Origin of the sequence: Bradyrhizobium sp. AZCC 2289 (assembly GCF_036924615.1) — a bacterium.
Classification (GTDB): domain Bacteria; phylum Pseudomonadota; class Alphaproteobacteria; order Rhizobiales; family Xanthobacteraceae; genus Bradyrhizobium.
The window spans coordinates 2,367,830-2,380,781 of the sequence record NZ_JAZHRY010000001.1; the positions used below are offsets into that span (position 1 = coordinate 2,367,830).

At 62.8% G+C, this 12,952-nt stretch carries 14 protein-coding genes, 1 pseudogene and 1 riboswitch; of the genes and pseudogenes, 2 read left to right on the forward strand and 13 right to left on the reverse strand.

Going from position 1 to position 12,952, the window contains the following annotated elements:
• Positions 1-82: 82 nt before the first annotated feature.
• From V1289_RS11530 to mobB, 10 genes are all read right to left on the reverse strand, one after another.
• On the reverse strand, positions 83-373 hold the full coding sequence (locus V1289_RS11530; RefSeq protein WP_334397067.1) for a hypothetical protein: 291 nt from the start codon (positions 371-373) through the stop codon (positions 83-85).
• Positions 374-481: 108 nt separating this feature from the next.
• Entirely contained in the window at positions 482-2,137 is a 1,656-nt protein-coding gene (locus V1289_RS11535) for an OFA family MFS transporter (RefSeq protein ID WP_334397068.1), read from the reverse strand.
• 336 nt (positions 2,138-2,473) lie between these two features.
• On the reverse strand, positions 2,474-2,743 hold the full coding sequence (locus V1289_RS11540; protein ID WP_334407404.1) for a sulfurtransferase TusA family protein: 270 nt from the start codon (positions 2,741-2,743) through the stop codon (positions 2,474-2,476).
• 91 nt (positions 2,744-2,834) lie between these two features.
• Positions 2,835-3,269: a universal stress protein gene (locus tag V1289_RS11545; RefSeq protein WP_334397069.1), complete on the reverse strand. Its 435-nt coding sequence runs from the start codon at positions 3,267-3,269 to the stop codon at positions 2,835-2,837.
• The gene (locus V1289_RS11550) at positions 3,270-4,487 is read right to left on the reverse strand and encodes a cation:proton antiporter (RefSeq protein WP_334397070.1); all 1,218 of its coding nucleotides are present in this window, start codon (positions 4,485-4,487) and stop codon (positions 3,270-3,272) included. It lies immediately after the preceding gene.
• A gap of 108 nt (positions 4,488-4,595) precedes the next feature.
• Positions 4,596-4,656: riboswitch (Fluoride riboswitch) on the reverse strand.
• 72 nt (positions 4,657-4,728) lie between these two features.
• Positions 4,729-5,070, reverse strand: a complete 342-nt coding sequence (locus tag V1289_RS11555) for a DUF190 domain-containing protein (protein WP_334397072.1) — start codon at positions 5,068-5,070, stop codon at positions 4,729-4,731.
• A 2-nt stretch (positions 5,071-5,072) separates the two neighbouring features.
• A complete protein-coding gene (crcB, locus tag V1289_RS11560) occupies positions 5,073-5,504 on the reverse strand; it encodes a fluoride efflux transporter CrcB (RefSeq protein ID WP_334397074.1) in 432 nt (143 codons plus the stop codon).
• Positions 5,505-5,520: 16 nt separating this feature from the next.
• Complete coding sequence (crcB, locus tag V1289_RS11565; RefSeq protein WP_334397075.1) at positions 5,521-5,907, reverse strand: fluoride efflux transporter CrcB; 387 nt, start codon at positions 5,905-5,907, stop codon at positions 5,521-5,523.
• 234 nt (positions 5,908-6,141) lie between these two features.
• The gene (locus V1289_RS11570) at positions 6,142-7,395 is read right to left on the reverse strand and encodes a molybdopterin molybdotransferase MoeA (protein WP_334397076.1); all 1,254 of its coding nucleotides are present in this window, start codon (positions 7,393-7,395) and stop codon (positions 6,142-6,144) included.
• A gap of 8 nt (positions 7,396-7,403) precedes the next feature.
• Positions 7,404-7,931 carry a molybdopterin-guanine dinucleotide biosynthesis protein B gene (gene mobB, locus V1289_RS11575; protein WP_334397077.1) on the reverse strand — a complete coding sequence of 176 codons (528 nt, stop codon included), beginning with the start codon at positions 7,929-7,931 and terminating at the stop codon, positions 7,404-7,406.
• Positions 7,932-8,141: 210 nt separating this feature from the next.
• On the opposite strand from mobB, the gene V1289_RS11580 reads away from it, so the two are divergent.
• Positions 8,142-9,032, forward strand: coding sequence for a formate dehydrogenase accessory sulfurtransferase FdhD (locus tag V1289_RS11580; protein WP_334397078.1), 891 nt, complete (start codon positions 8,142-8,144; stop codon positions 9,030-9,032).
• Between the two features lie 19 nt (positions 9,033-9,051).
• Positions 9,052-9,696, forward strand: coding sequence for a molybdenum cofactor guanylyltransferase MobA (mobA, locus tag V1289_RS11585; protein WP_334407406.1), 645 nt, complete (start codon positions 9,052-9,054; stop codon positions 9,694-9,696).
• A 20-nt stretch (positions 9,697-9,716) separates the two neighbouring features.
• Here the strand turns inward: mobA and V1289_RS49645 are convergent.
• The 3 genes and pseudogenes from V1289_RS49645 to V1289_RS11600 form a co-directional block, all read right to left on the reverse strand.
• Positions 9,717-9,931: pseudogene (locus tag V1289_RS49645) on the reverse strand (transposase); the annotation flags it as partial.
• Positions 9,932-9,965: 34 nt separating this feature from the next.
• Positions 9,966-11,570: a DHA2 family efflux MFS transporter permease subunit gene (locus tag V1289_RS11595; RefSeq protein WP_334397079.1), complete on the reverse strand. Its 1,605-nt coding sequence runs from the start codon at positions 11,568-11,570 to the stop codon at positions 9,966-9,968.
• On the reverse strand, positions 11,567-12,850 hold the full coding sequence (locus V1289_RS11600) for an HlyD family secretion protein (protein ID WP_334397081.1): 1,284 nt from the start codon (positions 12,848-12,850) through the stop codon (positions 11,567-11,569). Before V1289_RS11600 ends, V1289_RS11595 begins: the two co-directional genes overlap by 4 nt.
• Positions 12,851-12,952 lie beyond the last annotated feature (102 nt).

The window sequence follows — 12,952 nt, forward strand, 5'->3', positions numbered from 1 at the left end:
TATGGCGTCTGAATAAGCATTTAAGGGGCATGCAGCTTTGCTGTCATGCCCCTTCTGCAACGCCGTCAGCGAACCCGGGCGATCAGCTCTTGCCCATGCAGTCTTCGATGTAGAACCAGCGGTCGTCGCCAACCAATCCCTGCTTCTTCACATCGACGCGGCAAGCCTTGAGCTTGCCCTTGTTGGCGCTCCACTTGGCCTTCATGTCCCTGAGCTTGTCGGCGGTCAGCTTCATCCTGGACGGCTTGGCCGTGGCAGGAGCAGCCGTGGTGGCGGCCGGCGCGGCAGCGGGCGTGGCGGTCTGGGCCGAAGCCGTATGGAGCGTGCCAGCGACAAGCAGCATGGCAGCGAGACAAGTTCCGGTGCGAAGCATTGGGAAATTCCCTTGGGTCAGTCGTTTGGGTCAATCGTTGAATTGGACGGAAAGACGAAAGGCGCCGCGGGACGAATATGTTCGTCCCGCGGGCCACGCGATGTTCGATCAGAGTATCTTGACCGCGCTTTCCAGCGTCTTCCAGACACCCCAGGCGAGCGGGATACCGACGAAGGCCCAGAACAGCGCGGCCTTGGCGTCGAAGCCGCCCCTGTCGATGCCGAACGAGCCGGTCTGCACCGCCGCCGCGTTCTTCGCGCTCGCCGCCTGCAACCTGGCGACCTCGGCGGCACTCATGTGCCACTTCGGATCGACCGGCTTGATCAGATAATTGCAGATCAGCCCTGCGATCAGCATCGCGCACAGGATGTACATCGTGGTGTTGTAGAGCTGATCGCGCGGAACGCCGGCCGCGAGCTGGAACTCGCGGATGTAGTTCACCACCACCGGACCGATGATGCCGGCGGTCGACCACGCCGTCAGCAGCCGGCCGTGAATGGCGCCCACGAACTGGGTGCCGAACATGTCGGCGAGATAGGCCGGCACGGTCGCGAAGCCACCGCCATACATCGACAGGATGATGCCGAAGCCGAGTACGAACAACAGTTTCGAACCCATTGCCGCAAAGGTCGGCGCCAGCGCGTAGAGCGCAATGCCAAGCAGGAAGAAGCAGTAATAGGTATTCTTGCGGCCGATATAATCCGACAGCGACGCCCAGAATACGCGGCCGCCAATGTTGAACAGCGATAGCAGACCAGCAAAGCCTGCTGCGATCGCGGCGATCGTTACCTTCTGATCGGCGGTCAGCGCGTTGAAGCCAACGGTCGGTAGACCAATCAGCTTGCCCGCGAAGATCTCCTGCAACATCGGAGAAGCCATACCGATCACGCCGATGCCGGCCGACACGTTCAGACAGAGCACCCCCCAGATCAGCCAGAATTGCGGCGTCTTGTGCGCGTCCTTCAGATGGACGTGATGCTCCGAAATCATCGTCTTTTTCTCGCTCGGCGGCGCCCAGCCTTCCGGCTGCCAGCCGGCCGGTGACACGCGATAGGCGAACGCGCCGATCATCATGAAGACGAAATAGATCACGCCCATGGTGGCGAAGGTCTCCCAGACGCCGACCGAGGTTGGCGTCTTGAAGTAGTTGATCAGGAGGTTAGCCAGGGGCGCGCCGATCATGGCGCCGCCACCGAAACCGGCGATGGCGAAACCGGTCGCCATGCCGCGGTGGTCGGGGAACCATTTGATCAGGGTCGAAACCGGGGAGATGTAGCCAAGGCCGAGACCGACGCCGCCGATGACACCGGCACCAAGCCACATGATCCAGAGTTGATGCACGTAAACGCCGAAGGCGCCGATCAAGAGGCCGCCGGCCCAGCACAGCGCCGCCACGACGCCGGCCTTGCGCGGGCCGACGCGCTCGAGCCAGCCGCCCCAGATCGCGGCGGAGACGCCGAGCAGCACGAAGAACAATGTGAACATCCAGCCCAGGCTGGCGACTTTCCAGTCGCAGGTGGTGGTGAACAGTTCCTGGAACAGGCCCATGTCCGGGCACGCTTTCGGCGCCGTCAGTCCGATCGCGCGCGACAGCGGCAGCCAGAACACGGAAAAGCCGTAGGCCATACCGATGCACAGATGAATGCAAAGCGCCGCGGGCGGCACCAGCCAGCGATTGAAGCCCGCCTTGGCGATGGTGTGTTCGCGATCGAGGATTCCCTCGCGCGCGCCCGACACAGCGCCGGTGCTGCTAATAGTCGTCATCGATTGCCTCCCCCTGCAGCCGCCCTTGCCGGGCAGGTCTGCCACCTACGATCCCGTTGCTCAGCACCGCAGCGAACCAGCTCCCACTTTGCTGCCTCGCACAATTCCGGGACGCGCTGGGATCGATAAGCGCATCCCAAGAATTCCAACCCCCGACGCGACAGGATATGCCCGATGCCGGTGCCGGCCTGGATCCGGAAATGTGGCCTGCCCCAACCTGCGCGTCATGCCCTGCCACAGACGCGCCTCGACCTCCGCAGCCCCGCGGAGAATGATAATTGGGACAGAAGGCGGGACGGGTGTCGATAGGCAAAAGGTAGGTATCAACCAGAGCGACTACCGCGCTGCAGGCGACAAGCCATTCGATTTTTCAATCAGGCCATTTGCTTTTTCAATCAGGAACACGATCCGGTTTTGGTGCCGCTCGGTAATCTCGACTTTGTCGCCGGTTTCGCGGATCAGGTTCGGGATGTCGATCACCGACAGTGGATCGGTGCAGTGCACTTCCAGCAAATCGCCGGGTGCGACTGATTTCAGCGCCTTGCGCGTTTTCAGCGCCGGCAGCGGGCATTTGAGACCGGTGAGATCGAGTTTTGTCGTGGTCATGCAGCTATACTTGGCGAAGCCGGCTATCCTCGTCAACGGACATCACCTCGGCTTCCGGCCGCGGCGCCACGCGCCCGACAATGGTTTCGGCTTACTTCACCACCAGTACCGGACAAGCCGCCAGCTGAACAATGCGGTCGGCGCGGCTGCCGACCATGCGCTCGTACAACGCCGAATGCCCGGTCGCCCCGATAACGAGGAGATCGGCGCCAATCTCATCCACGAGGTCCACGATCATGCGGACGGGATGGCCGCTGACGACGTGGATCTGCAGCTTGATGCTGTTTTGCTCGGCCTGAAAGCGCACGCGCTCGACGATCGGATGAAAACGGCGCGCGGCTACTCCCTTGGCTTCCCGTATTTCCTCGATGTACTCCGGCATTGGCGGGATTTCCTCCACGCAAACCAAATGAAGCACCGCCGCGTTCCGCTTGGCCATGGAGACCGCGAGATCGAGCGCCCTGAAAGCGGGTCTCGACCCGTCATTGGCATGCAGGATGGTCTTGAACATTGCGCAAGCCTCCATTTATTCGGCTTGATCCGGCGCGACCAGAACGCCGGGGCGATCGGAATTTTCGATTGGCGCCGCTTCCGACGACGGCAACAAATGGCGCGGCAGATAGAACGCGTTGGCAATCACGGTCGGAATCACTGCGCTTGCGATCACTGTCGCCACCAGCGACGAGTATTGGGCCTGGCTGATGATCCCGTGCGAAAGGCCGAACAGCGCGGAAATGGTTCCAAAGGTCAGCCCGGTTGACATCAGGAGGGTCGTATACATCGCCTCCTTATCCGGCGCGGCGAACAGCTTGGTTACGGGATACACGCCGGCGATTTTTGCCCCGATCTTGACCGCCAGAAACAGCAGGAATGCCGCAGGCGCCGCCACCAGCGCCGGGATCGAAACGAACGAGCCGGCGCGAATGAAATAAAATGGCGTCAGCAATCCGAACGTCAGCGTACGCAGCCGCCGGATGAGCGCGTGGTCCTTTCCGACCGTTCCCGCCAGCACCATGCCTATGAGATAGGCCGGAAGCACGGCCTCACTGTCGGCCCAGTTCGCAAGCGCTCCCATTCCGAACAGGCACAACAGCAGGAACTTGGTTTCGAGCTCCGACGGCCGGTTTCCATACAATTTGAAAAAGCGCGGCGTCAGCCAGGGGAGAACGAGAAACACGACCGCGCCAACGACAAGAAACACCAGCGTCTTGAACGTGAACGGCGCAAAGATCAGACCGAGCGCCACCACCGTCCCAAGATCGGTGACGAAACACGCGGCGAGAACGGACTTTCCGTAGTCCGTCCTGTTGAAGCCGAATTCGAGCATCACCGCATAGACGACCGCCACCGAAGTGGTCGACATCGCCACGCCGGCAAGCCAGCTCGGCATCGGCTCCCAGCCCAGCAGGTAATAGGCGGCGGCGGTGCATCCCAGGAAGGGAAACAAGAAGCTCGCGAGGCCGACCGCCGCGGCCTCCTTCCACTTCAGCCTGAACACGACGGGATCGAGCTCTGCGCCCGCAAGGAACGTCAATACGATCGCGCCAATGCCCGACAGGAACTTGACCCAGGATTCGTCGGTGCCGAGCACGGCCTGGCCGATGACCGCGCCGATGATGAGTTGCGCGATCGTTCCGACCACGATCTCCGAAAGGGCCGTCGATACCCGAAACCAGATCGACAACAGGCTCGCGATCAACGCGAGGCCGAGCCACAGCGCCGCCAACGCCCAGACGCTGGTCATGTTGTCCTCCCGCGCGGGAAGGAGCTGGCAGGTATGTTTTTGCTGGGTGGGGACCCAATGAGGACCGCTCGGCGATGACCGCGCATAATATTCTCCTGCTCACGCAAACGCGTTGCAGGAGTCATCAGCCAGAATGGCGGTTTTGGGGGACTCCATCCCCTTGATCACTGGCCAATCCTACCCCGGTATCGGCCATTGGCAAGGCCGAAATGGTTTCCGACCGGAACCTGGACCTATGCGATCAGGCGGTGGCTTTCGCCCCATATTGAAGAACCTGCACCTTTTCGAGCGTGATGAGGCCACTGGTCATCATGTAATCCAGCGTCGGCAAGAAGCTGTTGATCTTGTCCTCGCTGTCGACGATCTCGATCACCAGCGGCAGGTCCTCCGAAAGGCGCAAGATCTTCGTGGTGTGAAGCCGGCTGGATGCGCCGAACCCCAGCGCGCCGCGCAGAACGGTTGCGCCGGCCAGGTGCAACTCGCGCGCCTTGAGCACGATCGCCTCGTACAGCGGCGATCCGGCGAACCTGTCATCCTCGCCAATGAACACGCGGAGCAGTAGCGCCTGTTTTGGGATTTGCATCGTTAGCTCCCTTTCAAACGGTTGAGGCGGCTTGCCAGTGCATATCCCAGCCACACGGCCAGGAGCCAGGTCACGGTCGAGACCGCGATATTTGTAAACGCCATCCGCGTCATGCCGGATTGCAGCAGCTTGAATGTTTCCAGGCTGAAGGTTGAAAACGTGGTGTAGCCCCCGCAAAACCCGGTCATGACGAACTGTCGTTGCCGGGCGCTCGCGAACAACCTTCCGTCGGGACCGCTCAGGGTGCTGTAAAATCCGATAATAAACGAGCCGGTGACGTTGACGAACAGGGTCGCCCACGGGAATCCCGGGCCCGACAGGATGATGAGCGAGGCAAGATAGCGTGCAACGCCACCTATGACGCTGCCGGTCGCGACGTATCCGTAGAGGATCGCGGTATTCCAGTTCGTGCTGGCGGGAGTGCCGCTGGTCATTGTCCGGGATCCCCCTTCATCTCAACAGATCGACAAGCGCAAAACCCACGGCGACGGCTCCGATCGACAGCGCTACGGACATCGCGACGTAGCCGATGGCGCGGCCGCCCTCTCCGTCTCTCGCCAGCGCGAGCGTCTGCAAACTGAACGAAGAGACGGTCGTATAACAGCCCAGGAAACCGGTCACCGCGAACAGCCATGGATTCGGCGAGGCAAACAGCGATGCGTTGTCGCGCGCCAACGCGCCAAAGACACCGATCAGGAAAGCGCCGCTGACGTTGATCGTGAGCGTGCCCCATGGAAACGTCTCGCCGACACGCCTCGCGATGATTCCCGAAACGAAATAGCGCGCAAGGCCTCCCAGCACACTGCCCAGGACAACGGAAATCAGCGCGCTTACCATCGGCGGTAAGATCCAGGCCGTTTCGGCTCGAACTGAATAGGCATGTTCATCGCTCCGGATTACCTGTCGCAATCACATGAACTCGCAATCATACGAACCCTAGCAATTCCAGGGCCAACAGCCTGCCACATCGCGGCCAGCAGCACCGGAGCGAGAAGCCGCGAGCGGGCGGACCCGTGCACCTGTCTTTTCATTTATCCGCTTTTTTGATCAAGAAGACGAGCCGCATGCAATTCAGAGCAGGCTCGCATAGGACAAAAACCCGACGGTCTGGCCGGGCTCGACAAGGGTGACCCGTTCGTCGAGCTCCACCAGCCCGTCGGTGTCGACCAGCGACGACAACAGGCCGGCACCCTCGCGCGGAAATTTGACCGCCTCTAACCCGCCGTCTACGCCGTTGCGCAAGGTGACGCGGACATATTCGCGGCGCGCGATCTTCTTTTTGTAGGTGAAGGCCGCGCGGACCGGCATCGGAACCAGCGGCTGCAGCTTTGCGCCGGATAGCGCCAGGATGGTCGGCCGCACCACATGGACGAAGGTGACAAAACTCGCGACCGGATTTCCCGGCAGGCCGATGAACGGCGTGCCGCCGATAATTCCCATGGCGACGGGGCGGCCGGGCTTGATCGCCATCCGCCACAGCACGAGCTTGCCGGCACTCTCGACCGCCGCCTTGACGTGATCCTCTTCGCCGGTCGACACGCCACCGGTGGTGAGGATCAGATCATGGTCGCCGGCCACCTTCTTCAAGGCGCTTGCGAGCGAGGTCCGTTCGTCCCTGAGGATGCCGAGGTCGCCGACCTCGCAGCCGAGCCGGGCCAGCATTGCCATCAGCATGAAACGGTTGGAATCGAACAGTTGCGCCGCCGCGCGCGCCTCCCCCGGCGAAACCAGTTCGTTGCCGGTGGAGAACACCGCGACGCGGATCCGCCTGACAACGCCAAGCTGCGTCAGGCCAAAGGCCGCGGCGAGCGCGACATCCTGCGGCCGCAGGCGCTGGCCGGCGGTTAGCGCCGCATGGCCCGACGGAATATCTTCGCCAGCCGGACGGACATTGGCGCCGGGTTTCAGGCCGGCGGGAAGCACCACCTTGCCGTCTTCGAGGCGGACATCCTCCTGCATGAAAACCGTGTCGGCGCCTTCCGGCATCGGCGCGCCCGTAAAGATGCGCATGGCCTCGCCGGGTTTGACCGGCGCCCGCACCGAGCCGCCCGCCTGCACCCGCCCGCTCACGGTAAACGCCTGCGCTTCGCCTTGCGGCAGATCGCGGCCCGCCACCGCATAGCCATCGACGGCGGAATTGGTGAACGGCGGCAGCGGCAACGGTGCTGCAATGTCGCGCGCCAGCACGCGTCCATCGGCATCCGCGAGCCCAACGGTCTCGACGTCCTCGACCCTGGTCACCCGCGCGGCGATGATGCCGACAGCTTCATCGACCGACATCATCGGACCGCCGAAGGCAAAGCAATCGTCGGACAATTGCGCCATCTTCCGTCTCAGCCCTCGCTAAAACTTTTCGCCAGCACGTCCTCGACCGATATCGCGGACCGCTGCATCATGGCCGCAATCGCCTCGATATCATCGAGATGGGCCGTCGGCAGCGTGGTTTCAACGGCCGTGTCGGTCGCGATGCCGACCACGCCGGGATCGTCGGGGAACAGCAGCGGCTTGCCGTTGGCGGCGCGGTGCACCTCGATCTTGCGATGCGGCTCGCGCTTGAAACCCTCAATGATGACGAGATCGACCCGGGCCAATTTGGCCAGCAGTTCCGGCAGCCGCGGCTCATCGGCGCCGCGCAGCTCATGCATCAGGGCCCATCGCCGCGTCGAGGACACCAGCACTTCCGCGGCGCCGGCCTCGCGGTGCCGCCAGGAATCCTTGCCGGGTATGTCGACATCGAACGCGTGATGGGCGTGCTTGATGACGGAAACCCGCAAGCCCCTTTCTGTCAGATGCGGGATCACCCGCGTCAGCAAGGTGGTCTTGCCGGCGCCGCTCCATCCCGCGAGGCCTATCACTTTCATCCCGTTCATCCCCACCGTCATTGCGAGCGAAGCGAAGCAATCCATTTCACGGCTTGGTGAAACGATGGATTGCTTCGTCGCGGAGCCTGTCATCGGGCGCGCATTCGCGCGACCCGTTGGCTCCTCGCAATGACGTTTCTGGCCACATTTCGCTTATGCTCTGAGATGCTTTATATCGGCTGGGATGCAATGTCATGCTAACCTCGCGATATGATGAAAATCGACAAAGCCCCCGTCCCCCTGATCGTGCCCAACCCGGACGATCCCCGGCTGACCGAACGCGTCACCGGCACCGATCAGAGCGGCGCCACCGTCGAGATCAGGGTGCCGGTGGAACGGCCGCTGACGCTGTACCTGAACGCGCAGGAGATCGTCACCATGATGACGATCGGCGACTATCCGGAATATCTCGCGCTCGGCTATCTCCTGAACCAGAACATGCTGAAATACGACGATATCGTCACCGAGGTCGAATATGACGACGATTTGCAGGTCGTGGTGGTGCGCACCGAGCACCACACCAATTTCGAACAAAAACTGAAGAGGCGGACGCAGACGTCGGGCTGCGCGCAGGGCACGGCGTTCGGCGACCTGCTGGAAGCCGTCGAAAGCGTGGCGCTGCCGAAGGCAGAGTTGCGCACCTCCTGGCTCTACCAGATGACGCATGCGATCAACACCATGCCCTCGCTCTATCTGGAGGCCGGCGCGATCCATGGCTGCGTGCTGTGCAAGGAAGGCACGCCTGTCTGCTACACCGAGGATGTCGGCCGCCACAACGCCGTCGACAAGATCGCGGGCTGGATCTATCGCCATGGCGTCGATCCCGCCGACAAGATTCTCTACACCACGGGCCGGCTGACCTCGGAGATGATCATCAAGACGGTGCGGATGGGCATTCCGATCCTGGTTTCGCGTTCCGGCTTTACCGCCTGGGGCGTCGAGCTGGCGCGGCAGGTCGGGCTGACGCTGGTCGGGCGCACGCGCGGCAAGCGCTTCATCGCGCTGGCCGGCCAGGAGCGCATCATCTACGACCAGAATCTCGATTACGTCGAAGAAGAATCCGCGCGGCACAAGCGCAAGGGCGAACAACGTGAAGACTGACGCGACGCGCAAGGGCGCGCTGGCGACGTCAAGGGACGCGCCGGGAATTCCCGGCGTGCTGCTCGCCGGCGGCCTGGCGCGGCGAATGGGCGGTGGCGACAAGCCGATGCGCCGGATCGGCGGCCGCACCATTCTGGAACGCGTGATCGCGCGATTAAAACCGCAATGCGACGGGCTGATTCTCAATGCCAACGGCGATCCCGCGCGGTTTGCGGCGTTCGGCTTGCCCGTCATTCCCGATGGCGTCGCCGATTTTCCCGGACCGCTTGCCGGCATTTTGGCGGCGCTGGACTGGGCGGCCGCGAACCGGCCAAAAGTGTCGCTGGTGTTGAGCGCGGCGGCGGATTGCCCTTTCCTGCCGCGCGATCTGGTTGCACGCCTGTATCAGGCGCTGGCAGAACAAAACGCCCAATTGGCGGTCGCAGCATCCGACGGCCAGTCGCATCCGGTGATCGGACTATGGAGCGTCGCCTTGCGCGAAGAACTGCGCCACGCGTTGGTGGTCGAGGACATCAGGAAGATCGACCGCTGGACCGCGCGCTACAAGCTCGCCACCGTGACATGGTCGACCGCGCCGCTCGATCCGTTCTTCAACGCCAACACCATGGACGACATCGCGGAAGCGGAAAGGCTGGCGGAGTTGGACGGGGCTCCCGGCGCATAGGACGTGGACTCATTAACGCGCAGCCAGAGCCTGATTGACGCAAGCTGGACGAAGGCCAGGTAGTTGGCGGCAAGTTTGTCGTAGCGCTCGCAACCCGACGACATTGCTTGATCCTATTGAAAAACCGCTCGACTCGGTTGCGGGCGCGGTAGAGATAAGGGCTGGAGCAGATCCGATCGTTGCGATTGCTTTTGGGCGGTATGTTGACCCATGCGCCGTTCTTCATGGCAAGTTCTCAGCATCGATCCTGGCTTCAGACGAGACGATCCTCAATGGCCGACGTGAACGGCGCCGCCGAGCTTGATCGTCCGCAGCATCAGTGCAAGTGGCACCGCGGCAAGCGAGATCAGCATCAAGACCCAGAAGGCATCCATGTAGGCGAGGTACGATGCCTGTGCCTGCACCTGTTGTCCGATCCACTGGATCGCCTGATCATGCGCTTGGGCCAATGAGCTGCCATGGCCAGCGAAGAAACTCGTGATCCGCTGCAACGTGTCCTGGTACTGCAGGTTGGAAGGGATCACCTGCTCGACCAGTCGACTCTGGTGGAACTGCTCGCGGTGCGTCAACACGTTGGAGACGATCGAAACGCCGATCGAACCTCCAGTGTTCCGGGCTGCGTTGATCAAGGCGGAGGCCTGGTCGGTCCTGGATGGCTCGATGCCGTCGTAGGATGCGGCCATGATCGGCACGAAGATCAGCGGCAGTCCAACGCCGAGCAGCATGCGCGAGCGCGCCATGAACCAGAAGCCGAGATCCCCGTATACGTTGGTCATGGCGTACATGGAAAGTCCGCAGAGCACCGCGCCCGCGACGATCAGATATTTGGGCTGCACCTTGGCTGCCACACGGCCGACCACGAACATCATCACCATGGTGACCGCCCCGCCTGGCGAGAGCACGAGGCCGGCCCAGGTGGCGGTGTAGCCGAAATCCTGCTGCACCAGTTGCGGCAGGAATTGCGTGGTCGCGAGCAGGATCGCACCAGTCGCCAGCATCACCAGGAAGCAGGCGCCGAACTGGCGTGTCGCCACCATCCGCAGATCGATGATCGGATTGCGGCGAGTCAGACCCCAGGGGATCATGAGAACGAACGCCAGGGCGCAGATGGCGGTGAACGTCACGATGAAGGACGAGCCGAACCAGTCGTCCTCGAGGCCGCGGTCGAGCACGACCTCGAGCGCGCCGAGAAAGGTCGCGATCAGCATGAAACCGACGGTATCAAACCTGACCCCTTGCTGCTGCCGCCGTGTTTCCGCACGCGCGGTCGGGCGCTCGTGCAGGACGAGCGCAATCAGCGCCAGCGCGATCACGCCGACCGGCACGTTGATCAGAAAGCACCACTGCCAGGAGACATTGTCGGACAGCCAGCCACCGAGCGTCGGCCCGACCACCGGGGCCACCACGACTGCGACGCCGAACACCGCAAAGGCCTGGCCGCGCTTCGCCGGCGGAAACGAATCGGCCAGGATCGACTGCGCGACCGGCACCATGCCCCCACCGCCGAAGCCCTGCAGGATGCGGCACAACAGCAGCGCATTCAGATTCGGGGCAAAGCCGCACAAGAACGAGCTGAGGGTGAATGCGCCGAGACAGATCAGGAAGAAGGGTTTGCGGCCCAGCCTCCGGGCCAGGAAGCTGGAGGCGGTCAGGATGATGGCGTTGGCGACGAGATAGGTGGTGACCACCCAGGACGCTTCGTCCTCGCTCACACCCATGCCGCCGGCAATGTAGGGCAGCGCCACGTTGGCGATGGTGGTGTCAAGCACCTCCATGAAGCTTGCGACCGCGACCAGGATCGCGATCACCCACGGGTTGACCGCGCCGGCGCTTGCGGATGCGGGAGGGTCGACTTGGATCGCAGCGGCACTCATAGGTATCTCCTCAGTCGCTCATAGAGGGACGGCCGCAAATCAACCCGCGCGGTCGGGACGACTGACATGCCCGGGCCGAGCGCAACGTCCGTCGGCGGATCGTCCATGACGATCTTGACCGGCACGCGCTGCACGATCTTGACGTAGTTGCCGGTGGCATTCTGGGCCGGCAGCAGCGAGAACGCGGTGCCTGATCCGGGCTGGACGCTCTCGACATGCCCATGGATCCTGCGTTCCGGATAGGCGTCGATCGCGAGCGTCACCGGATCGCCGGGCCGCATGTGGTCGAGCTGAATCTCCTTGAAGTTCGCCGTCACCCAGATTTCGTCCGGCACAAACATCGTCAGGCTGTTGCCAGGCTGGGCGAATTGACCGACGGCGGCGCCAAGGTTGACGACGCGCCCCGACTGGGCTGCGGTCACCGTCGTGTAGGAGAGATTGAGCTCTGCCTGATCGCGCTGGGCCTTGGCTTGCGCGAGGCTCGCGACGGCGCTGTTGTGCTGAGCCTTGAGCGCCTCGACTTGCCGCTGCGCCAGCTTCAGCGTCGCCTGCGCGCTCGCCAGCGCAGCCTGCTGCTGGTGGAGTTGCGAGGTGTATTGCTGGGCGTTCTGAACGGTGCCATAGCCCGTTTGCTCCAGATGCTCGTACCGCGCTGCCTGCTGCTGTGCGAACACTAGCGCCGCCTGTGCCTGGTCGACCTGGGCCTGGTTGGCGCTGATCTGGGCCTGCTGCACATCGAGTTGCGCATCGATGTTCTCGATGCTGGCTTGCGCCGCCGCGACTTGCGCCTGCGCCTGCTCGAGCGCCGTGCGATAGTCACGGTCATCGATGCGGGCAATCACATCGTCGGATTTGACATACTGGTTGTCGGTGACGGGGACGGCGGTGATGTAGCCAGAGACTTTCGGCGCGATTGAAAACTGCCGCGCGGCGACGAAGGCATCATCAGTGGACTCGAAATGTCTTGCGTAGTCCATATAGAGGTAGCCGCCGGCGATCGCGGAGGCCAGGAGCACAGCACCGATGGCGGAGACGACGGGGCGGCGACGCAAGAAGCTGGCCCTGCGCTCCTTGCCGGTCGCCTCCGGCCGCGCGGTTTCCGCCGGAACGGGTGAGGCAGGCGCTCTGGCAGCCGGGCTTTCTTGCGGGGACGAAGCCCGCGCGGTGACCTCCTGTCGGTCGGACTCGAAACTGGGATCGTGCGAGGCCGGGACAGATCGCGGGCTTTCGACGCCTTCGCGCACCCGTTCGCCCCGTTCCAAAACCTTGTCTTCGAACATGCTTGCCGCTCCTGCTCGTATAACGAAACGGAACTGTACCGTTTCGGTGCGAAAATAACCTGGGAAAACGAGTCTGTCAATAGGAACTAGACGGTTCCGTTC